Annotated in this window: 19 protein-coding genes; 8 read left to right on the top strand and 11 right to left on the bottom strand. The window is 60.7% G+C overall.

Going from position 1 to position 21,739, the window contains the following annotated elements:
- Positions 1–309: 309 nt before the first annotated feature.
- Both HCZ23_RS00845 and HCZ23_RS00840 read right to left on the bottom strand, forming a co-directional pair.
- Positions 310–918 (bottom strand): hypothetical protein, encoded by a 609-nt coding sequence (locus tag HCZ23_RS00845; RefSeq protein ID WP_167599812.1) that lies wholly within the window; start codon positions 916–918, stop codon positions 310–312.
- 36 nt (positions 919–954) lie between these two features.
- Positions 955–1,614, bottom strand: coding sequence for a sulfotransferase family 2 domain-containing protein (locus HCZ23_RS00840; protein WP_167599811.1), 660 nt, complete (start codon positions 1,612–1,614; stop codon positions 955–957).
- A 103-nt stretch (positions 1,615–1,717) separates the two neighbouring features.
- Here HCZ23_RS00840 and HCZ23_RS00835 point away from each other — a divergent pair, with 103 nt between their 5' ends.
- Complete coding sequence (locus HCZ23_RS00835; protein ID WP_167599810.1) at positions 1,718–2,743, top strand: hypothetical protein; 1,026 nt, start codon at positions 1,718–1,720, stop codon at positions 2,741–2,743.
- 206 nt (positions 2,744–2,949) lie between these two features.
- Here the strand turns inward: HCZ23_RS00835 and HCZ23_RS00830 are convergent, their stop codons facing one another.
- The 6 genes from HCZ23_RS00830 to cdd all read right to left on the bottom strand — a co-directional run bounded on the left by HCZ23_RS00830 (position 2,950) and on the right by cdd (position 9,084).
- Positions 2,950–4,470: an SPOR domain-containing protein gene (locus HCZ23_RS00830; protein WP_167599809.1), complete on the bottom strand. Its 1,521-nt coding sequence runs from the start codon at positions 4,468–4,470 to the stop codon at positions 2,950–2,952.
- 71 nt (positions 4,471–4,541) lie between these two features.
- Positions 4,542–5,174: a uracil phosphoribosyltransferase gene (gene upp / locus HCZ23_RS00825; RefSeq protein ID WP_167599808.1), complete on the bottom strand. Its 633-nt coding sequence runs from the start codon at positions 5,172–5,174 to the stop codon at positions 4,542–4,544.
- Positions 5,167–6,159 carry an adenosine deaminase gene (locus HCZ23_RS00820; RefSeq protein WP_167599807.1) on the bottom strand — a complete coding sequence of 331 codons (993 nt, stop codon included), beginning with the start codon at positions 6,157–6,159 and terminating at the stop codon, positions 5,167–5,169. Before HCZ23_RS00820 ends, upp begins: the two co-directional genes overlap by 8 nt.
- The gene (locus tag HCZ23_RS00815; protein WP_167599806.1) at positions 6,156–7,367 is read right to left on the bottom strand and encodes a phosphopentomutase; all 1,212 of its coding nucleotides are present in this window, start codon (positions 7,365–7,367) and stop codon (positions 6,156–6,158) included. Before HCZ23_RS00815 ends, HCZ23_RS00820 begins: the two co-directional genes overlap by 4 nt.
- Entirely contained in the window at positions 7,364–8,680 is a 1,317-nt protein-coding gene (locus HCZ23_RS00810; RefSeq protein WP_167599805.1) for a thymidine phosphorylase, read from the bottom strand. Before HCZ23_RS00810 ends, HCZ23_RS00815 begins: the two co-directional genes overlap by 4 nt.
- Before the next feature lie 5 nt (positions 8,681–8,685).
- Positions 8,686–9,084: a cytidine deaminase gene (gene cdd, locus HCZ23_RS00805; protein ID WP_167599804.1), complete on the bottom strand. Its 399-nt coding sequence runs from the start codon at positions 9,082–9,084 to the stop codon at positions 8,686–8,688.
- A 326-nt stretch (positions 9,085–9,410) separates the two neighbouring features.
- Here cdd and HCZ23_RS00800 point away from each other — a divergent pair, with 326 nt between their 5' ends.
- The 4 genes from HCZ23_RS00800 to HCZ23_RS00785 all read left to right on the top strand — a co-directional run bounded on the left by HCZ23_RS00800 (position 9,411) and on the right by HCZ23_RS00785 (position 16,989).
- Complete coding sequence (locus HCZ23_RS00800) at positions 9,411–11,693, top strand: NADP-dependent malic enzyme (RefSeq protein ID WP_167599803.1); 2,283 nt, start codon at positions 9,411–9,413, stop codon at positions 11,691–11,693.
- A gap of 287 nt (positions 11,694–11,980) precedes the next feature.
- Positions 11,981–13,873: a propionyl-CoA synthetase gene (locus tag HCZ23_RS00795; protein ID WP_167599802.1), complete on the top strand. Its 1,893-nt coding sequence runs from the start codon at positions 11,981–11,983 to the stop codon at positions 13,871–13,873.
- Between the two features lie 280 nt (positions 13,874–14,153).
- The gene (locus HCZ23_RS00790; protein WP_167599801.1) at positions 14,154–15,629 is read left to right on the top strand and encodes an ATP-binding protein; all 1,476 of its coding nucleotides are present in this window, start codon (positions 14,154–14,156) and stop codon (positions 15,627–15,629) included.
- Positions 15,598–16,989 carry a sigma-54 dependent transcriptional regulator gene (locus tag HCZ23_RS00785; protein WP_167599800.1) on the top strand — a complete coding sequence of 464 codons (1,392 nt, stop codon included), beginning with the start codon at positions 15,598–15,600 and terminating at the stop codon, positions 16,987–16,989. The genes HCZ23_RS00790 and HCZ23_RS00785 overlap by 32 nt, the downstream gene beginning before the upstream one ends.
- 15 nt (positions 16,990–17,004) lie before the next feature.
- Here the strand turns inward: HCZ23_RS00785 and HCZ23_RS00780 are convergent, their stop codons facing one another.
- Complete coding sequence (locus HCZ23_RS00780; protein WP_368487278.1) at positions 17,005–17,766, bottom strand: NAD kinase; 762 nt, start codon at positions 17,764–17,766, stop codon at positions 17,005–17,007.
- 264 nt (positions 17,767–18,030) lie between these two features.
- On the opposite strand from HCZ23_RS00780, the gene glyA reads away from it, so the two are divergent.
- Complete coding sequence (glyA, locus tag HCZ23_RS00775) at positions 18,031–19,326, top strand: serine hydroxymethyltransferase (protein WP_167599798.1); 1,296 nt, start codon at positions 18,031–18,033, stop codon at positions 19,324–19,326.
- A gap of 70 nt (positions 19,327–19,396) precedes the next feature.
- Positions 19,397–20,245, top strand: coding sequence for a DUF817 domain-containing protein (locus tag HCZ23_RS00770; protein ID WP_167599797.1), 849 nt, complete (start codon positions 19,397–19,399; stop codon positions 20,243–20,245).
- On the opposite strand, the gene HCZ23_RS00765 is transcribed toward HCZ23_RS00770, so the two are convergent.
- The gene (locus HCZ23_RS00765) at positions 20,220–20,591 is read right to left on the bottom strand and encodes a hypothetical protein (protein WP_167599796.1); all 372 of its coding nucleotides are present in this window, start codon (positions 20,589–20,591) and stop codon (positions 20,220–20,222) included. The genes HCZ23_RS00770 and HCZ23_RS00765 overlap by 26 nt on opposite strands.
- Before the next feature lie 52 nt (positions 20,592–20,643).
- Here HCZ23_RS00765 and HCZ23_RS00760 point away from each other — a divergent pair, with 52 nt between their 5' ends.
- Complete coding sequence (locus tag HCZ23_RS00760; protein ID WP_167599795.1) at positions 20,644–21,426, top strand: alpha/beta fold hydrolase; 783 nt, start codon at positions 20,644–20,646, stop codon at positions 21,424–21,426.
- On the opposite strand, the gene HCZ23_RS00755 is transcribed toward HCZ23_RS00760, so the two are convergent.
- Positions 21,423–21,611 (bottom strand): CTP synthetase, encoded by a 189-nt coding sequence (locus HCZ23_RS00755; protein ID WP_167599794.1) that lies wholly within the window; start codon positions 21,609–21,611, stop codon positions 21,423–21,425. The genes HCZ23_RS00760 and HCZ23_RS00755 overlap by 4 nt on opposite strands.
- Positions 21,612–21,739 lie beyond the last annotated feature (128 nt).

Raw genomic sequence — 21,739 nt, 5'->3', positions numbered from 1 at the left:
GGACACAAATACGGCATAATCCCGACATCGGCGCAAATGCCCGGGATTTCATTCAATTGTTCTCGAATTTGGTAACAGTTCGTTAAGAAAATTCACGTTTCACTCAGGTTTAACCAATATTTCTTGGGGTTTGCGGGCGGTTTGAGGCTCATCTCCGCACTCCAAAACTCAACGATTCGTCTGTCTTGCGGCGCGGTATGGCGATGGATCGCCCCAATCCGCGACTTTCCCTGCCCTATTTTGGCCATGGCCCAGAGGTGAACGCCTCCTTCCGCCTTCCCGGACCGCCACAATTGACCGTCCACACGCTCAGAGCTTCAATTTACGTTTTTTTAAGATGACCAGAAGCAGATAAAGAGGCGTAAAACCAAAGATGTGAGCTCCGAACATCGCGGCAGCAATCCAAGGCCACATGAAGATGACAGGTGGTCTGTCCTCACTCAACAAAAGAACATAGGGGACAATGAGAACTAGAATAAAGATCGGTAGCGTCCCTCGAACTTGCCTCCAATACCCGCTCAGCCATAGGGGACCAAGAGGCAGCGTCGTGCCCGCCTTCACCACCTTCTCAACGAAAACCCGGTAGTAGAGCAAGGCTTGAGCGGGGGCTGTGACAAACACCATTGCCGTCATGATAAACAGGTGACATCCGGCATATTGACTGGTGGCTGCCAACCGGTCGAAGAGCGCGAGCGGCATAGGCGCCCAAGAGAGGCTCTGTCGGATCGCAATAAAGACGGCCGGCCCACCGAGCTTACAAATTGCATAGGGCACGACGATATAGAGCGCCAACACGAGATAGAATATCGGCTTCATTCGGTCGAATGCCGCGCGCAGCTCCGGCGTTTCATCCTTTGAGACGCAATAATAGGGCGACTCTTTATCGGCGAACGCCAGCGCAGGATTAATCTTGGTCATAAAATACTCTGCCTTTCAAATATGAGCCGACGGTCTTCACCCCAAACCATCGTCAAAACGATAGCCAAATCGGGCAATGTCCTCGGCGGCGATCCGGGCCACCAACTCCGCATCGGCCTCAGAATAATAGATCCGAAAATCGCGGGCACGCTGGGATTCATTCACCGGCGCAATCGGCGACAGATCGAACCCCAGATGGTCCCAAAGCGGCGCCAGATCCTCGTCCAAAGCCTCAAGCCGGACATAGAGGTTGGCCCGCTCCTGCCCCGCCCCGTCGCAAAGATAGCTGTGCGATGGCAAAGAGAGGCTTTTGACCGTCTCGGGTGAATTCAGGAAGTCGGAGAACCCCATGGACTTGGCCAAGGTCACCGCAGAATGGTCGAAACTCTGGCCTCTGAGCCAATGATAATAGGACACGAAGCGGTCCCAGGGATTGCGCACGAGGGTGAAGATGAAGTGATCCGCGAAGTCTTCGCGCGCCACCAATCCCTCGATTTCCGCCAGCCGGGAATGTTTCCACAACCGACCCGCCGCCGTCAGACTCTTGACCCGCCCGCGCCGTTTCACCGCCTTGGGCGTATCGCCAATGAGAATGTCATCGGCCATGGCCCGCGTCTCCAGCGCCTGCGCCAGCGCCGTGCCCCCGGTTTTGGGAATGTGAACAAAGATATAGCGGCGGCCGGGCGAGATGATCATGGCAAAACACTAATGCCTTTTCCCGTCACTTCCCAGAACGATTGTGGCGCCCGGCGTTCCACGTTAGATTGCCCGAAACAACGACGAAAAGAGCAGCCCGCGCATGATCGCGCTTACGGAATTCGAACGGCTCGAAGCCCCCGGTCTCTGGCTTCCCGAAGGGGACAGCCAGCGCCGCTCCGTGATCGTCTCCGTGGGCGAGGCAACGCTGACGCTGAGTGATGATCGCACCGACGGCAAGCCTCTGACGCATTGGTCCCTGCCCGCCATTGAGCGCATCACTGCTGAGGACGAGACCCCGGCGCGCTACCGCCCTGCGCCTGACAGCAGTGAAGAGTTGGAGATCGACGACGCGCTGATGATCGAGGCGATCGACCGCATCCGGCGCGCCATCGACCGTGCCCGCCCGCATCCGGGTCGGCTGCGTGGTGCGATGATCGGCCTCGGCGCCGCTGCAGTGCTCGGGCTGGGGGTGTTCTGGCTTCCGGGCGCGCTCATTCGTCAGGCCGTCACCATCGTGCCGCCTGTGACCCGCGCCGAGATCGGTCAGGAGCTTTTGGATCGGATCAAACGCCTGTCCGGTGCGCCTTGCGATACGGTGCATGGGGCGCGCGCACTCAACACGTTGAAAAATCGTCTCATTCCCGGCGGCGCCGGTCAGATTGTCGTGCTCACCAGTGGCGTCGCCCAGTCACAGCACCTGCCCGGCAAGATCATCCTGTTGAACCGCGCGCTGGTCGAGGATCACGAGGACCCCGATGTCTTGGCCGGTTATGTTTTGGCCGAGCTGGTCCGCGCCGAGGATCAAGACCCGCTCGAACGCCTGTTGCAGGACGCGGGGCTGACCACCTCACTCCGGCTTCTGACCACCGGGCACATCCCGCCCGACATCCTCGACGCCCATGCCGAGGGCCTGTTGACCGAGCCTTTGGCGCCCGTCGAGGACAAAAGCCTGATCGCCGCCTTTAAGACCGCCGAGGTGCACAGCGCCCCCTACGCCTATGCCCGCGACATCACCGGCGAAAGCGTGCTTCCCCTGATCGAGGCCGATGGCGTCCAGATCGAGACCACGCGACCTGTGCTCTCGGATGGCGATTGGGTCGCGCTGCAAGGGGTCTGTGGCGGTTAAAGCGTTTCTCAAAAAACTTGAGGCACTCAATTTTCGAGAAACGCAGCAATATCAATTCAGTGTGGCAACGTTTCTCGCTCAATCTGAGTCAGATTAAACGAAAAACGCTTGAACCCCTCACAGACCAGAAAAGACCTCCAGACAAAAGAATACCCCCGCCAGATGCGGGGGTTTCTTTTTATTGTTCTGCCTCGTCTAACTCAACGCTACTTGCGCGCGAATGCGTCCCCGTAGCCTGCCCCACGAACGGCAGACAAAGCGGACAGGGTTTGCTCGGGCCGGGCGAAGGGGCCGGCCAGAACAATCTTCAGGGGCTTTCCGCCCCGGCGCAGAACCTGCGACGAGACCGGATAGCCCATGGCCGAAAGGCGCGCGATTGAGCGCTCGGCATTTTCGGGGACACCAAAGGTGCCCACCTGGACATAGCGCAGAGCCTGCGCCTGTTGTTGGGGTTGGACCTGAGCCAAAGCGGGTTTGGCCGCACCGGGGGTGCGCGCGGGCACCACCGATTTGGTCGAGATTTGAACCGGCGCCTGACCTTGACCCGCGTATTGCGGGGCCTGAACCGTGACCGTGTTCCGGGTCTTGAAAGGCGAACCGAAGAGCCATTCCCAGAAGGTCTTTTTGCGCGGCGCATAAAGATCATAGGCGGGCGTGGTCTGAGTCCAGACCTGTGCCATTTGCAAATCACCACGGGCGGTTTGCGGACCACGGTGCGGGTTGAGGCGCCCGTCGGTCCAGGCGCGGCTGTAGCCTTTTGGCAAGGTGCCTGTCACCGGACGCGGCAGCGCATAGGGGTCAATCCCGGCGGCGCGGGCGACGGCGATCTGATTGGCGCTTTGGGTCGACAGACGCGTCTGCGCCTTACGTTGAATATAGGCGGAGGGGTGCACCGCCTGCGGGCCGCAACGCACGGCGTAACGCCCGGTCGTGTTCATATATTGTGCTGCATTGCCGGAAAGACCGCCGCATTGCGTCAGGGCCGCCGCGGCTGACGGTACGACGGTGGCCGGAGCCGCCTCGGCGACCAAGATCGGCGCAGGGGCCTCAACCGGAGCCTGAACAGGCGCAGCGCGTTTGACCGGCACACGCACCAGCGTCGGCTCGGTGGTCGTCATCCGCCCACCATCGGCAGTGCGCACCGTGACACCCGCAGGCAGTCGTTTGAGAATATATTCGACCGTCCCGGTCTCACACCGAAGCTGGCCGTCCGTGACGGAGGCGACACAGCCGCGTTCGCCAACAGTCTTTCCGGCAAGCTGTTCGAGCGGCGGCAGGCTGGGTTGCGGAGCTGGTGCGGCCTTCGCGGCAACGGGTGCCGCTTGGGGGGCGGAGGACGGCGCAGAGGTGGGCGCTGACACTCGAACCGCAGGGGGCTGTTTCGAAGCAGGCGCCGCAGCCTCGGCCACAGTCGTGGTCGGCGTCACGGGATCGGGAATGACCGGCAGGCTGTCTTCCAGCTGGGCAAAGGTCGGCTTGAAACCGCAAAGCACACGGCGATCACGCGATACACGCGGCACCCATTGCACCGTCCCACCAGAGCCTGCGCGCACATAGGCGCAGCCCCGGCTGTCGACATATTGCGACCCCTTATAAGACGCGGGCGGAAATTCCGCCGGATGGTCGGCATCATAGAGCGTCCGCGCCCCAGCCCCGGAAAGGCCGATGGCGGACACGCCCAAAGTCGCGACCATGACTGCGACGGAAATCGTTCTCAAACCCTGCATTATGCTGCCCCGCACAAGATATTGTGCACAGACTAACCCAGAACTGATTCGCTGTTAAGAGGGGAAATCGCTTATTTTGTACCAAACATGCGATCGCCCGCATCCCCTAGCCCAGGGACAATATATCCATGTTCATTAAGCTTTTCGTCCACTGCCGCTGTGACAATCGGCACGTCGGGATGCGCCTCCTCCATGCGTTTGACCCCTTCGGGGGCCGCCAAAAGACACAGGAACCGAATGTTTTTCGCGCCCGCCTCTTTGAGCTTGTCAATGGCCGCGACCGAGGAATTGCCGGTGGCGAGCATCGGATCGACAGCGATCACCAGACGGTCGCCCAGGTCTTCGGGCACTTTGAAATAATATTCGACCGGTTTGAGCGTTTCTTCGTCGCGGTAAAGCCCGACAAAACCGACGCGTGCCGAGGGGATCAGCTCCAGAATGCCATCCATCAAGCCATTGCCCGCGCGCAGGATCGAGATCAGCGCCAGTTTTTTGCCATCGAGTGTCGGCGCCTGCATGGTCTGCATCGGCGTCTCGATGGTCTTTTCCGTCATGTCCAACTCGCGGGTGACCTCATAAGCCAGCAAAAGGGAAATCTCCCGAAGCAATTGCCGGAACCCGGCGGTCGAGGTCTCCTTGTCGCGCATGATGGTCAGTTTGTGCTGCACCAGCGGGTGTGTCACGACGGTCAAATGGTCAAGCATCGGTAGGCTCCAGTTTCTTGGCGACCGCCCCACGGGTCGCCTCATCGCAGAAGGCCGCCTCAATCGCGACCTTGTTCAAGTCTTTGAAATCATCCTCTTCCCAGCCGAAGGTCTCAGCGAGGCGGTCGAACTCAAACCGCATGGTGGAATGGAAGAACGGCGGATCGTCGGTCGACACGGTCACCTTAACACCGCGCGCGCGCAGCTTGGCGATCGGGTGATCGGACCATTTCGGATAGACACCCAACGCAATATTGGACCCCGGACAGACCTCCAACACGATCCCCGCTTCGGCAATCTCATCGACCAGAGCAAGGTCTTCGATGGCGCGCACGCCATGGCCGATCCGCTCGACCCCGAGGTCGCGAATGGCGTCGCGAACACTCTCGGGCCCGCCCCATTCGCCCGCATGCGTGGTGAGCCGCAGTCCCGCCTCGCGCGCCATGTCGAAGGCGTATTTGAAATCGCCTTGCTTGCCCATGGCCTCATCGCCGCCCATGCCAAAGCCGGTGACGAACTCGCCCACGGTTTCCTGCGCACACAATGCGGTCTTTTTCGCCTGATCCGGTCCGAAATGGCGCACACAGGTCGGGATCGCGCGCATCACGATGCCCGCCTCCTGCTCCATCTCGTCGGCGGCCTGTTTGATCGCGGCGAGGTAGTCTTTCCACGCCGAGACATCGCCGCCGCCACAGAAATCGGGCGCGAGGAAGCTCTCAGTATAGATCACATTCGAGGCCACGCTTTCTTCCAACACGGCGCGGGTCAGGCGGTAGTAATCCTGCGGTGTTTTGAGAACCGAGGTGGCGGCTTCATAGACTTTGAGAAAATCCCAGAAGTCTTTGTATTTATAGGCGCCTCTCTCGTCGAAAATGCCGGAGAGATCGGTCTTTTTCTCCGCCGCCAAGCCGCGAATGAAGGCAGGGGGGGCTGCGCCTTCGAGATGCATGTGCAGCTCGATTTTCGGCATATCAGATACTGTCATAGAAAACTCCGTCCGGGGCCTTTGGCTTCAATTCCGAGGTGTTCGGCAAGTGAGGCCGCCACATCGGAAAACGCCACAGGACCAATGGGTTTGAGACCGACACCATAGCCCAGCACCGGCACCTGTTCGCGGGTGTGGTCTGTGCCCGACCAGGTCGGGTCGTTGCCATGGTCGGCGGTGAAAATCAAAAGATCGCCCTCGCGCGCGCGCTCAAACAGGCGCGGCATCTGGGCGTCGAACCATTCGAGATGGCGGGCATAGCCGGAGACGTCGCGACGGTGCCCATAAAGGCTGTCGAATTCGACGAAATTGGCGAATGTGAAAGACCCATCTGGCGCTTCCTCCATCACATCACAGAGGTGGTCGAAGAGCGTATGATCATCGCCCTTACGGACCTCATCGAGACCCTGCATCGAGAAAATATCGCCAATCTTGCCAATAGCATAGGTCGCGCGCCCCGCGGATTTCGCCCAATCGCAAATCGTCGGGCTGGGCGGTGCGATGGCGTAGTCATGGCGGTTGCCGGTGCGGGTGAACCCGTCTTCCAACGTGCCGATGAACGGCCGCGCGATGACGCGCCCGATCTTCATCTCATGGAGCGTCGGCGCGAGGTCTTCGCAGAGCTTCAACAGCCGGTCGAGGCCGAAATGATCCTCATGCGCAGCGATCTGAAACACGGAATCCGCAGAGGTGTAGCAAATCGGCCAGCCGGTCGCGATGTGCTGCGCGCCGAACTCCTTGATCACCTCAGTGCCGGAGGCGTGGCAATTGGCCAATGTGCCCCCTGCCCCGCACAACTCCGCCGCCTTCTCCATCAAATCCTGCGGGAAAGACGGTTGCTCATCCGGGAAATAATGCCAATCCCAGGGCACCGGCACGCCGGCCAATTCCCAATGGCCCGAAGGCGTGTCCTTGCCGGGAGAGATTTCAGCGGCCACACCATAAAGCCCCTTTGGCATGGCCTCCAAACCCGGCGCCGGATCGGTGGTCGCATGCGCCATCGCCGCGCCCAATCCCAGCGCATCGAGGTTCGGCAGATGCAACGGCCCGGAGCGCCCCTCTTCTGCACGGCCCTCGGCACAGGCCTGCGCGATATGGGCGATGGTGTTGGCGCCTGTGTCGGGACGATCACCGTTGAAAAACGCATCCGCATCCGGTGCGCCGCCGAGGCCCACCGAGTCCATCACGATCAAAAATGCCCTGCTCATACCGATACCTTTTCATAGACCAAAGGCGGCTCGTCGGGGGCCTCAGAGGCCAGCCGGATCGCCGCACGGATCGCGGCCTCCGCCTGATCGGCCTCTTCCACGGATTTGGCATGGATGGTGGCGATCAGGTTGTCCGCATCGAGATATTCCCCGATCATGCAGCAATTGGAAAGCCCCACAGCCGGGTCGACTTTGTCGCCGCCTTTCATACGCCCGCCGCCCAGATGCACCACCGCCATGCCAAGCGCATGGCCGTCCATCCCGGACACATAGCCCGGCTCTTGCGACAGGACATCGCGCACCACCGGCGCCGAGGGCAAGCGGTCGCGCCAGTGATCGACGAAATCGGCAGGCCCGCCCAATTCGGAAATCATCTGACCAAAGCGCTCCGCGGCGGAACCATCGGTGAGCGTGTCACGCACGGCCCAGGCGGCTTGGTCCGCATCCTCGGCCAGCCCCGCGAGCACCATCAACTCGCCCCCCAAAGCACAGGTCACATCGCAAAGAATATTGTCCACCTCGCCCGTGGTCAGCGCCTCCATCACCGTCATGACTTCCAAGGCATTGCCCAGCGACGGGCACAGCGGTTGGTTCATGTCGGTGATCAGCGCGGAGGTCTTGCAGCCTGCGCCATTCGCGGTGGTCACGAGGCTTTGCGCCAAGGCGCGCGCGTCCTCTGGCGTGGCCATGAACGCGCCCGAACCGCATTTGACGTCCAGCACCAAAGCCTCAAGACCCGCCGCGAGCTTTTTGGACAGGATCGAGGCGGTGATCAGGTCGATGCTTTCGACCGTGCCGGTGACATCACGGATGGCGTAGAGCCGCTTGTCCGCAGGCGCGATGGAGCCAGAGGCCGAGACGATGGCACAGCCGACTCGTTCGACGATCTCGTGAAACCGCGCGTCCGTGACTTCGGTTTTGAGGCCGGGAATGGATTCGAGTTTGTCCAATGTGCCGCCGGTGTGCCCAAGCCCGCGCCCCGAGACCATCGGCACACAGGCGCCCAAAGCCGCCAGAGCGGGCGCCAGCAAAAGCGAGACACAATCGCCGACACCGCCGGTGGAATGTTTGTCAATCGCGGGGGACGGCAGGTCCCAGCGCATCACCTCGCCGCTGTCGCGCATCGCCAGCGTCAAAGCCACACGGTCCGGGTCGGACATGCCGTTAAGCAAAGCAGCCATGGCAAAGGCGCCGGCCTGCGCATCCGTCACAGCCCCACTGGCGAGACCCTGCGCAAAGCCGGTCAGCTCATTGGGGTTAAGCTCTTGTTTGTCCCGCAACTTCTCAATGATTTGGCGTGCATCGAATGTCATGCGGCTCAGTCCATATGATCCGGCGTGAAGGCGCCCGGCAAAAGCTCACCCACCGTCAGTGTCAGCACCTTGCCCGTGCGCGACATCATCGAGACTTTCACATCCGGCCCCGCAAATTCGCGGATTTTCTGCCGACAGCCGCCACAGGGCGGCACCGGTTCGTCGCTGTCTCCGATGACGGCCACTTCGGCGATCTCTGTTTCGCCGCCCAAAACCATGGCCGCGATGGCCCCGGCTTCGGCACAGGTGCCTTCGGGATAGGCGGCGTTTTCCACGTTCACGCCGGCGAAGATCGCGCCCGACGGGGTGCGGATCGCCGCGCCCACACGAAACTTGGAATAGGGCGCATAGGCTTTGTCCTGAATTTTCGCGGCTTCATCCAACAAAGAGGGGAGCACAGACATCGGGAGGACCTCATTTTTGACTATTCGGTCCAGAGTGAAGCCTTGCCCGTCCAGATGCAAGCGGGATACGCGCGCCAGACCGCGACCTCAGAGATTGTGCGGTTCTCCGCACAGGTTTGCTTGTCTTTTACGCGCTTCAAACGACGCCCCGCCCGCGCGCCGTGATTTCACATATCCCCCCTTGCATCGGGCCTACCCAGAGGCGTAGAGGCTTGCCCAGGGAGAGGTCTTGAGGCAAACATAGGGCAAAGTTGTTTAACGTTAAACAATACCCTCTACGCACCACGACTGCAGACAAGGCCGCAGACAAGATTGGGAGATCACCAATGGCGACGGACACGCGCAACGACAGCCTGAGACAAGCCGCGCTCGACTATCACGAATTCCCGAAACCCGGGAAATTGGAAATTCGCGCCACCAAACCGATGGCCAACGGCCGCGACCTCGCGCGGGCCTATAGCCCCGGCGTCGCAGAAGCCTGTCTGGAGATCAAGGCCGATCCGACCACTTCGAGCCGCTACACCGCGCGCGGCAATCTGGTCGCCGTCGTGACCAACGGCACCGCCGTTTTGGGCCTTGGCAACATCGGGGCCGCCGCCTCGAAACCGGTGATGGAAGGCAAGGCCGTGCTCTTCAAGAAATTCGCCAACATCGATTGTTTCGACATCGAAGTGAATGAGAGCGACCCGGAAAAGCTGGCCGAGATCGTCTGCGCGCTGGAACCGACCTTTGGCGCGATCAACCTCGAAGACATCAAGGCGCCCGATTGCTTTATCGTTGAACAATTGTGCCGCGAGAAGATGAATATCCCGGTGTTCCACGACGATCAACACGGCACCGCCATCGTCGTCGGCGCCGCCGCGACCAACGCTTTGCGCGTGTCGGGCAAGAAAATCGAAGACATTAAAGTGGTGTCCACCGGCGGCGGGGCGGCGGGGATTGCCTGCCTCAACATGCTTTTGAAACTCGGCCTCAAACGCGAAAATGTCTGGCTTTGTGACATCGCCGGGCTGGTTTACGAGGGCCGCGAGGAAGAGATGACGGCGCAAAAGGCCGCCTTTGCGCAAAAGACCGACCTGCGGACATTGGACGAGGCGATCGAAGGTGCGGATATGTTCCTCGGCCTCTCGGGGCCCGGCGTTTTGACGCCCGAAATGGTCAAGAAGATGACCAAACAGCCGATCATTTTCGCGCTCGCCAATCCGACGCCGGAAATCATGCCGGACATGGTGAAAAAGGTCGCGCCCGACGCGATCATCGCCACGGGCCGGTCGGATTATCCCAACCAAGTCAACAACGTGCTGTGTTTCCCCTTCATCTTCCGCGGCGCGCTGGATGTCGGCGCGACCGAGATCAACGACGCGATGCAGCTCGGCTGTATCGAAGGGATTGCTGCGCTGGCCCGGGCCACCACGAGTGCGGAGGCCGCCGCCGCCTATCAGGACGAGCGGATGGAATTCGGGCCGGATTATCTGATCCCGAAACCGTTCGATCCGCGCCTCATGGGCGTTGTCGCCTCGGCGGTCGCCAAGGCCGCGATGGAAAGCGGCGTGGCGACGAAACCTGTCCCGGACATGAAGGCCTATAAGGATGCGCTGGACGGCTCGGTGTTCAAATCTGCGCTGATCATGCGCCCGGTTTTTGCCGCCGCAAGCCACGCCGAGCGCCGCATCGCCTTTGCCGAGGGCGAAGACGAACGCGTGCTGCGCGCCGCCCAGGGCATGATCGAGGAAACCACCGACAAGCCGATCCTGATCGGCCGCCCGGAGGTGATCGCCATGCGGGCCGAGCGCGCAGGCGTGAAAATCCGCCCCGGGATTGATTTCGAGGTGGTGAACCCGGAAAACGACAGCCGCTACAAACAATATTGGCAGGCCTATCACGGGCTGATGGCGCGCAAAGGTGTGACGCCGGATCTGGCGAAGGCGATCCTGCGCACCAACACCACGGCGATCGGCGCCATCATGGTGCAACAGGACCACGCCGACAGCGTCATCTGCGGCACCTTCGGGCAGTACCTGTGGCATTTGAACTACGTGACGCAAATTCTGGGCACGAAAGAGCGCCAGCCGGTGGGCGCGCTGTCCCTGATGATCCAAGAAGACGGTCCGCTGTTCATCGCCGACACCCATGTGCATACGGAACCGACGCCGGAGCAGATCGCCGAGACCGTGATCGCCACCGCGCGCCATGTGCGCCGCTTCGGGATCGAGCCCAACATCGCGCTGTGTTCCCACAGTGAGTTTGGCAACCTGCAATGCATGACCGGCCGCCATATGCGCGCGGCCATGGAAATCCTCGACGCGGAGCCGCGCGATTTCAACTATGAGGGCGAAATGCACATCGACAGCGCCCTGACCCCGGATTTGCGGGACCGCAACTTCCCGCATTCGCGCCTGGAGGGCCCGGCCAATGCGCTGGTCTTTGCGATTGCCGATGCGGCCTCTGGCGTGCGCAACATCCTCAAGACCAAGGGCGGCGGATTGGAAGTCGGCCCGATCCTGATGGGGATGGCGAACAAGGCGCATATCGTGACGCCGTCGATCACGTCGCGCGGGCTTTTGAACATGTCCGCCATCGCGGGCACGCCGGTGGCGCATTACGGCTAAGTCCCCGCGCCAGACCAGATTTGCAACGCCCCTGCCTCATCCGCGGGGGCGTTTCTATTTGCAACATCAAAGCCTTGAGATAGAGTTTGCAAACTACATTTCTCGATATGTTTGCGAATTTTATATAAACATTCGCGGCGCGCTCTGGTAACAACATTGCCGGAGCGGGCCAGTTTACCGAGCGGCCCCCGTGATTGTGACGCGTGATATTCCTACGCAGCATAGCAGCCCTGCAGGGAATCACTGACTGAGCCAATCACGCCAAGTCAGCGAGGAGGACGCGAAGAGTGGCATATAAAGACGTGTACGAGGCCTGGAAATCCGATCCGGAAGCCTTCTGGATGGAGGCCGCCGAGGAGGTTTATTGGTTCAAAAAGCCCACGAAGGCGCTGTTTGACGACAAGGCGCCGATTTATGAATGGTTCTCGGACGGGTTGACCAACACCTGTTACAACGCAGTCGACCGCCATGTCGAAGCCGGTCGCGGCGACGAGATCGCGATCATGCATGAGAGCCCGATCACCCATTCGACCAAGGGCATCACCTACAAGGAATTGCAGGCCCGCGTGGCCTCTCTGGCGGGGGCGCTCAAGATGCGCGGCGTCGAAAAAGGCGACCGCGTCATCATCTATATGCCGATGGTGCCCGAGGCGCTTGAGGCGATGCTGGCCTGTGCCCGGATCGGCGCGGTGCACTCCGTCGTCTTCGGCGGTTTTGCCGCGCATGAGCTGGCGGTGCGGATCGACGACTGTACGCCGAAGGCGATCATCGCGTCGTCTTGCGGCCTCGAGCCCAACCGCGTGGTGCATTACAAACCGCTTTTGGACGAAGCCATCGAGCAGGCCGAGCACAAGCCCGAATTCTGCGTAATTTTCCAACGCGAACAAGAGGTTGCCAAGCTGATCGAGGGGCGTGACTTTTCGTGGCACGGCTTCCAATACGGTGTGAAACCGGCGGAATGTGTGCCGGTCGAGGGCAACCACCCGGCTTATATTCTCTACACCTCCGGCACCACCGGCGCGCCGAAGGGCGTGGTGCGCTCCACTGGCGGGCACCTTGTGGCGCTGAACTGGACGATGAAGAACATCTACAACATCGAGGCGGGCGACCGGTTCTGGGCGGCCTCCGATGTGGGCTGGGTCGTGGGCCACAGCTACATCTGCTACGGCCCGCTGATCAAAGGCGCGCAGACCATTGTGTTTGAGGGCAAACCGGTCGGCACGCCGCATGCCGGTGTGTTCTGGCGGATCATCCAGAACCAGCGGGTCAAGTCGTTCTTCACCGCGCCGACGGCGCTCCGTGCAATCAAGCGCGAGGACCCGAATGGCGAATGGATCAAACGCTACAAGGCGCATGAGCTTCAGGCGATTTTCCTCGCGGGCGAACGCGCAGACCCCGACACGATCAAATGGGCGCAGGAGAAATTCGGCGTGCCGGTGATCGACCACTGGTGGCAAACCGAAACCGGCTGGGCCATCGCGGCGAACCCTCTGGGCATTGAGGAATTGCCGGTCAAGATCGGCTCGCCGTCCGTGGCGATGCCGGGCTATGACATCGACATTCTCGACGAGGCGGGTCATCCGGTGGCCGACGGGGAGCTGGGCGCCATCGCGATCAAACTGCCGCTGCCGCCGGGCACGTTGCAGACGCTGTGGAATGCCGAGGATCGCTATAAAAAGAGCTATCTCACCACCTTCCCGGGCTATTACGAGACGGGCGACGCGGGGATCAAGGATGAGGACGGCTATGTCTACATCATGGCCCGCACCGATGACGTGATCAACGTCGCCGGGCACCGCCTGTCGACGGGCGCGATGGAAGAGGTTCTGTCGAACCACCCGGACGTGGCCGAATGCGCCGTGATCGGCGTGGCGGATCAGCTCAAGGGGCAATCGCCTCTGGGGTTCTTGTGCCTCAACGCCGGGTGCGATCGCGATCATGCGACGATCGTGAAAGAAGTGGTGGCTTCAGTCCGCAAGGAAATCGGCCCGGTGGCGGCGTTCAAGATGGCCTGTGTGGTGGACCGTTTGCCGAAAACCCGCTCGGGCAAGATCCTGCGCGGCACGATGGTGAAAATTGCTGACAGCCAACCGTTCAAAATGCCCGCGACCATCGACGATCCGGCCATTCTGGACGAGATCAAGGTGGCACTTAAGGGACTCGGTTACGCAAAAGAGTAAATTTTAACCAAAAATCACTGTTCCCCGGCGCAAGGTTGGTTAAGACTTTGTAAACCAATTCGCCGGGGATCAACGCGGCCTGATTTGGCCGCGTTTTTTTCTTGCCGTCAAAGCGGATCAGGAAAGTTGAAAAGGTTAAGCGTCAGGTTGGACGTAAGGGGATATTTTGACACAGAGGAACGGACAGCACCAAACGCTTCAAATCAAAGATGCAGGACGTATTTCCCTGTTATCACACGACATTCGTTCGACTTATGGGGAATTACAAAGCGCGCTGAAAATGTTGGCACAGGACGCGCATCTCCCGCGGCGTGTCCAGGATGAGCTGTCGCGGCTGAGCCATACCGGCGCGCATCTGGGTCGCCTGCTCGACGAAGTCTCCGAAGCGCTGTTCCATGACCACCAGAAACGCCCCCCGCCCGTTCTCAGCAGCGCGCCGCGACTGGTCCTGACGGGGCTTGTGCAACGCTGGCAGAGGATCACCGAAAAACTCGGCTCCGAACTTTTGCTCAGCGGCACGGATCACCTGCCCGACATTGCGGATCTCGATATGCTGGCCCTGGAACAGGTGCTGTCGAACCTCGTGTCCAATGCGCTTCATCATGCCGGACCTGGGCCGATCTCCATCGACATCACCCGCTCCGGGCAAGGGGGGCATGAAGAGCTCGTGTTTCGCATTCGCGACGCCGGGCCAGGCTTTCCGCCCACCGTATTGAAGTCCGCCGTTCAGGCGCCCACTCCCATCGGTGCGGGCGAACCGGGATCGGGGTTTGGGCTGCATGTGGCCCTTGACGCGACCCGTCGATTGAACGGGAAACTGACGCTTCACAACCCGCCCGATGGAGGCGCGGAGGCCTGTTTGACCTTGCCCTTCCCGCGTCCGGAAGAGGCCAGCACCGACACGATCGCGCAATCGCAGCAGTTGCCTGCCGGACTCGTGGCGCTTTTGGTCGAAGACAGCGCGGCCTTGCGTCTTGGGCTGCGCCACGATCTTGAGACGCTCGGCCTGACGGTGATCGAAGCGCATGACGGGATAGAGGCGCTCGAACGCCTCACCGACCCCGACACCAGGATCGACATCGTGTTTCTGGACATCGAATTGCCTTTGTTGTCGGGTCTTCAGGTGTTGTCGCGGCTCCGCGCCCAGAGCCAACCTGTTCCGCCGACGGTGGCCATCACATCGCATGTGTTTCTGGTGAACCGTCAGACCATTCTGTCGCATGGCGTCAAGGCCGTGCTCCGCAAACCCGTCAACGCTCAGCGCGATATTCTCGACGCCATGGCCGTGGCACTTGGGCTGGAATCTCCGCTGTCTGCGGGGCAGCCCACGCCCTACGCCTCAGCCGGGCGGGCCGCCTCGCCACAAGACGCGCTGGAAGACTGTCTGGACACGCTGATCGCACATCTGCCCGGCCCGACAGCGCGCGAGGTCCTGGCACAGATGTCCGATGATCTGGATCGCTATCTCGATGATGCCAGACGTGCGATGCAAGATCAGGAAGGCCCCGAACGGCACGCCCTGCTGTCTCGGGCATGTCATTCTCTTTCCGCCCTTTTCGCCACGGTCAATATGAAAGCGGCCCAGCGGGACTCGCGTGTCCTGTCGGAGCGTTCTGATCAGATTGCGCCGTCGGACATCATTGAAATCCTAAGTCATCTCCGGCAATATGCCTCAAATATTCAAACTGCAATTCATTCGATCTTAACGCGCGAGATGGACACAAATGTCCCACCCACCCATTTTAATCGTCGATGACGTCGCGACCCATTTGACCCTCTTTTCTGCCACTTTGGAAGCCGAGGGGCATGTCGTCCTGACCGCCCGCAGCAAACAGGAAGCGCTTGAACTCGCGCAAAGCCATGCGCCACGCATCGCCTTGGTCGATCTCGTGTTGCCGGATGGAGACGGGGCGCAATTGATCGAGGAATTGACCTCTCGCTTTCCGGAGCTGAAAGCCATCGCGGTCACAGCCTTTGCCACAGTCGACCGCGCGGTCGCCGCGATGCGCAACGGCGCTGTCGATTTTCTGGTCAAACCACTGACCCCGGATCAATTGATCTCCGCGATCAACAATGCCCTTGCCGGGCGCAGCATCGGGACTTTACCAGGCGAAGCGATCGGGCGCGGCGACGGTTTGGAGGGCGCAGTTCATTCGTCGAAACCGATGAAAGACGTCTATGCGACCATCCGCGCCGTCGCTGGCTCGGCCGCCTCGGTGTTTATCACCGGCGAAAGCGGCACCGGCAAGGTCAAGGCTGCCGCCACCATTCATGCCCAATCCGGGTTCCATACCGGCGCTTTTGTCAAACTCGACTGTTCCACCGCTGACCCGGACCGGATCGAAGAAGAGCTTCTCGGCCATGTCGCAACAGCGGACAGCCCCGCCAAACCCGGCGCTGTCGAGCGCGCAAATGGCGGCACGCTGTTGCTTGATGAGGTCTGCGCGCTGTCCTCCGCGATGCAGGCGCGGCTCTTGAACATTCTCCAAACCGGCGAGATCACCCCCCTCGGTGGCGACACGCCCCTGCCCGTTTCTTTCCGCCTGATCTGCACCTCCACGCCCGACACGACCGAAGAGGTGGCCGAGGGCCGTTTTCGCGCAGATTTGTTCTATCGTTTGAACGTGGTGCCGATCCATCTCCCACCGCTGCGCGAACGCGGGCTCGAAGTCGTCGAGATCGCGGAGACCGAATTGGATCGCCTCTGTGCGCAGGAGGGACGAAGCTTTCGCACCCTCTCGACCGGGGTCAAAGCGATCTTTCTCGATCACAATTGGCCCGGCAACATTCGCGAGCTGATGAATGTGATCTGGAATGTCGCGCTGTTGAACGATGGGCCGGTCGTGGAAATCTCGGACCTGCCGCCCTATCTGCGGGGCATTGGAACGTCTTCCTCGCAAGATGCCGAGAGCATGCCCGCGCGGCTTCCCGGACGCGCAGATCCGTTTCAGGGACGCACTTTGGCGGAAATCGAGAAACATGCCATTGAAGCCGCAATTCAGGCGGCTGACGGGTCGATCCCGACGGCCGCGCGGGTCCTGGATGTGTCGCCTTCGACGCTCTACCGCAAACTTGAAACATGGGGCAAACCCGTGCGTGGCACCCGCAAAAGCTAACGCCACCGCCGCATATCAGACGAATTGTTCGCGCAACAGCCGCTCTTCGAGCCCGTGCCCCGGATCGAAGAGAATGCGGTGTTTGACTTTGGGTTCCGAGGCGATCTCGACCCAGAGCACCTTATCCGTGTGGCGGCTGTCGGCATCGGCCATCACCGGGCGTTTTTCCGGTTCCAGCACGTCAAACCGCACCTTCGCGGCACTGGGCAGCAAGGCCCCGCGCCAGCGCCGGGGCCGAAACGCCGCCATCGCGGTGAGGGCCAGAACATCCGAGCCGATGGGCAAGATCGGCCCGCGCGCGGAATAGTTATAGGCGGTTGACCCTGCGGGCGTTGAGACCAGCACCCCGTCGCAGACCAGCTCTTCCATACGGATTTTTCCGTCGATCGAGACGCGAAGTTTCGCCGCCTGAGGCCCGGCGCGCAAGAGCGACACCTCGTTGATCGCCAAAGCCTTATGTTCGCGCCCGTCCTCACCACAGGCCAACATGGAGAGCGGGTTGATCACCTCTTCCTCGGCCTCACGCAGGCGTTCGATCAGATCATCCTCGCGAAATTCGTTCATCAGAAAGCCGATGGTGCCGCAGTTCATGCCGTAAACCGGCGTGTCGAGATGCATGGTCCCGTGCAGGGTCTGAAGCATGAAGCCGTCGCCCCCAAGGGCCACGATCACCTCCGCCTCTTCCAGCGGCACCGCCTTATACTGCGCCGACAGCCGCTCAAGCGCGCGCTGCGCGATCTGGGCGTCGCTGGCGGCAAAGGCGATTTTGGCCATGATATGTCCCTTTCAGACCCGGTGTTTGGTTTTCAGTATCAAAGCTGATTGGGGATTTCACCTGAATTCCTGCGGGGTTGCGCAATCCTTCTGTTGTGAAAACTGTACCCCCAAACGGTCGCGCGGGCGCGGATCGGAAACTTTCGTCTCCGCGAAAGGTCAAATCACGCGCGGATTCATGATCATTATGCGCCGACAAAGGGTTTTCCAAATGTGACAGAATGGCTAAGACAGCCGCGACACTCCCAGCCTGCCAAGGAGCATATCATGACGGCCAATGTCCGCGATTCCGGTTTCTTCACCGAGGCACTCGCCTCCCGCGACCCCGAGCTGTTCGACAGCATCACCAAAGAGCTTGGCCGTCAGCGCCACGAGATCGAGTTGATCGCCTCTGAGAACATCGTCTCCGCCGCTGTGATGGAGGCGCAAGGCTCCGTCCTCACCAACAAATATGCCGAAGGCTATCCGGGGCGTCGCTACTACGGGGGCTGTCAGTTCGTCGACATCACCGAAAACCTCGCCCGCGACCGCGCCAAAGAGCTCTTCGGCTGCCAATATGTGAACGTCCAGCCGAACTCCGGCTCTCAGGCGAACCAAGGCGTGTTCAACGCGCTCTTGCAACCCGGCGACACGATCCTCGGCATGAACCTCGCCTCCGGTGGCCACCTGACCCACGGCGCGACCGTGAACCAGTCCGGCAAATGGTTCAAAGCCGTGCAATACGGTGTGCGTCAGCAAGACCAGCGCATCGACTACGAGGCGGTCGCCGAGCTGGCCCGCGAGAACAAGCCGAAACTGATCATCGCCGGTGGCTCCGCCATTCCGCGCCAGATCGACTTTGCGAAATTCCGTGAAATTGCCGACGAAGTTGGTGCGATCCTGATGGTTGATATGGCCCACTTCGCCGGTCTCGTCGCAGGTGGCGCGCACCCCTCGCCCTTCCCCTATGCCGATGTCGCGACCACCACGACGCATAAGACGCTCCGCGGTCCGCGCGGCGGCATGATCCTCACCAATGATGTCGAGATCGCCAAAAAGGTGAACTCCGCCATCTTCCCCGGCATTCAGGGCGGCCCGCTGATGCATGTCATCGCGGCGAAAGCCGTGGCCTTTGGCGAGGCTCTGCGTCCCGAGTTCAAGGAATACGCCAAGCAGGTGATCGTCAACGCTCAGGCGCTGGCCGATCAGCTGATGAAGGGCGGCCTGGACATCGTCACCGGCGGCACCGACACCCACGTTCTGCTCGTCGACCTGCGTCCCAAAGACGTGACCGGCAAGGACACGGAAAAGGCGTTGGAGCGTGCGCATATCACCTGCAACAAAAACGGCATCCCGTTCGACCCGCAGCCGCCGATGGTCACCTCCGGCGTCCGTCTCGGCACGCCTGCGGGCACCACGCGTGGCTTTGGTGAGGCCGAGTTCCGTCAGATCGCCGACTGGATCGTCGAGGTTGTGGACGGGCTCGCTGCCAATGGCGAAGAAGGCAATGCAGAGGTCGAAGCCAAGGTGAAAGCCGAGGTCGAGGCGCTTTGCGAGAAATTCCCCCTCTACCCGAACTTGTAAATTTCGAACATTCGAGACAGGTTAAGGGGCCTTCGGGCCCCTTTTTCTTTCACAATTGCGATGTTACCCGATGTCTCAGCCCACCACACTTGAACGCCGTCTCGGCGATTGGCTCCGCGCCCGTCTTCCGCATACGATTACCGAACTGGTCATGTTCACGGTTAAAATGGGCTGGGCCTCGCTCTTTGGCGGGCTGTTGTTGATCGCTATGCTGGCGACCCATGCGGTCTGGCAAGACGACTGGACCATCGCGCGCTATGACGCATTGCTGCTCTACGCGCTCGGTCTGCAAATCCTCTTCCTGATCTTTCGGCTGGAAACCTTCACTGAGGCCAAAGTCATCCTGTTGTTCCACATCACCGGCACGGTGATGGAGATATTCAAACTCCACATGGGCAGTTGGGATTACCCCGGCGCTGGCGTGATCAAGATCGGCGGCGTGCCGCTATTCTCCGGCTTCATGTATGCCTCCGTCGGCAGTTTCATGGCCCGCGCGATCCGGCTCTTCGACATGCGGTTCGCGCCCTACCCGCCCTATTGGGCCTCGCTTCTGTTTGCGCTCGCGATCTATCTCAATTTCTTCACGCATCACTTCGGCCCGGACATCCGCATCGGGCTTTTCATCGCTTCGCTGATCCTCTTTGCCCGCACCCGCGTCTGGTATCGCATCGGGCATTGGCATTGGATGCCCATGCCTGTCGCTGGCGTGCTCTCTGCCTTTTTCCTCTGGATTGCCGAGAATATCGGCACGGCGACGCGGATCTGGCTCTATAACGGTCAGGTCTCCGGCGAGATGGTCAGTTTTTCGAAAATGGGCTCGTGGTATCTGCTGCTTTACGTCAGCTTTGTCACGGTCACCTTGGTGCAGCGTGACGCGTTGCACCCTCGAGCTTTTAAACCACACCGCGCCAGATCATGACGATCAACGCAAGCGCGATGGTGGCAAAGATCACAAAGCCGATCGTCGCGATCAGGTCCAGAACACGGTTCTTGCGACGTGTATTTATATCCTGACGTTCGAGGAAATAGCGCAATTCTTTGAAGGCTTTATCGACCTTTTTATGCGGCACCTGTTGCGCCAGTTTCGGATGCGCCTCAAGGGCCATCGCCTCGATGATCACCGCAGATTTCCGACGCGCCCAGCGCGGCAGACGGCGTCCGGCGTGTTTCACCTTGGCCTCGAACCCTTCGCCCATGCGCACGCCCAGATGGTCGCGCAAAAGCCCGGCAAGCTCGTCTGATCTCTGCGTCACGGAATGGTCCATGCGCCTCTTTTAGGGGGTTTGCCGCGGGGCGCCAAGGCGCTATCTCTCAACCATGTTGCACATTGACTTGAACGGTCAGCCGACCGACGCCTCGCCCCTTTTGATCGTCCACGGCCTCTTCGGCTCCGCCCGCAATTGGGGCGTGATTTCGAAACGCCTGTCCGACGAACGCCTCGTCGTCGCGGTTGATCAGCGCAACCACGGCGACAGCCCGCGGTTCCCGACGCAAAGCTACCCCGACATGGCGGCTGATCTGGCCGATGTTTTGGAACCTCTGGTGGCCGAACATGGGCCGTGCCACGTCATGGGCCATTCGATGGGCGGCAAGGCGGTGATGGTGCTGGCGCTCACGCGCCCCGAGCTGATCAAATCGCTGGTTGTGGCCGATATTTCGCCCGTCACCTACAGCCACGACAACACGCCGCTGATTGACGCCATGCGTCGGATTGATCTCTCCATCGTGGAGAAACGTTCGGACGCCGACAAACAACTCGCCCGCGACGTGCTGGACGCGGGCGTGCGGGCGTTTTTGCTGCAAAGCCTTGTGGTGAAAGAGAAACGCTGGCTTTTGAACCTCGACGTCCTGGAAGCAGAGATGCCAAAGATCACTGGCTTCCCCGAGGTCTCCGGGCAGTATAACGGCCCCACGTTCTTCCTCTCAGGCGGCGAAAGCACCTATGTCGAGCGCGATCATCGCGACCGCTCAAAGGCGTTCTTCCCAGAGGCCAAATTCGCCTCCATCCCCGGCACGGGCCATTGGCTTCATGCCGAGAAACCCCGCGAATTCGAGGCCGCAATGCGCGCCTGGATGACGGCGGTCGATGCGAAAGCTTAAGAGAACTCTTCCATGATCTTTTTGGCGATGAACCATGTTACCGGGATCGAGACGACAAAGCCGATGGCCGCCGAGATCAGAATGGGTTTCAACGTGTCCTGACCGATGGTCAACGCGACCACCACCGCCACGCCCATCAGCGTCGTGGAGATGAGGGAAAAGAGGATGCCGGCTAATCTGTTCATGGCTTGGTCCTTAGGCTCTTCATATGTATTCGCGCGCATGTGACCTTAAGATGATTCCGCAATGTCGCTTTGATCCGGGTCAAATCGGGTTTGGGCGCGGAATATGACGGTAGAGAAGACGGTGGGAA

The organism is Celeribacter sp. HF31 (assembly GCF_011806455.1).
In the GTDB taxonomy this organism is placed as follows: domain Bacteria; phylum Pseudomonadota; class Alphaproteobacteria; order Rhodobacterales; family Rhodobacteraceae; genus Celeribacter.
The sequence above is the reverse complement of the archived record's forward strand: the minus strand, read 5'-3'. Positions and strand labels throughout refer to the sequence as shown.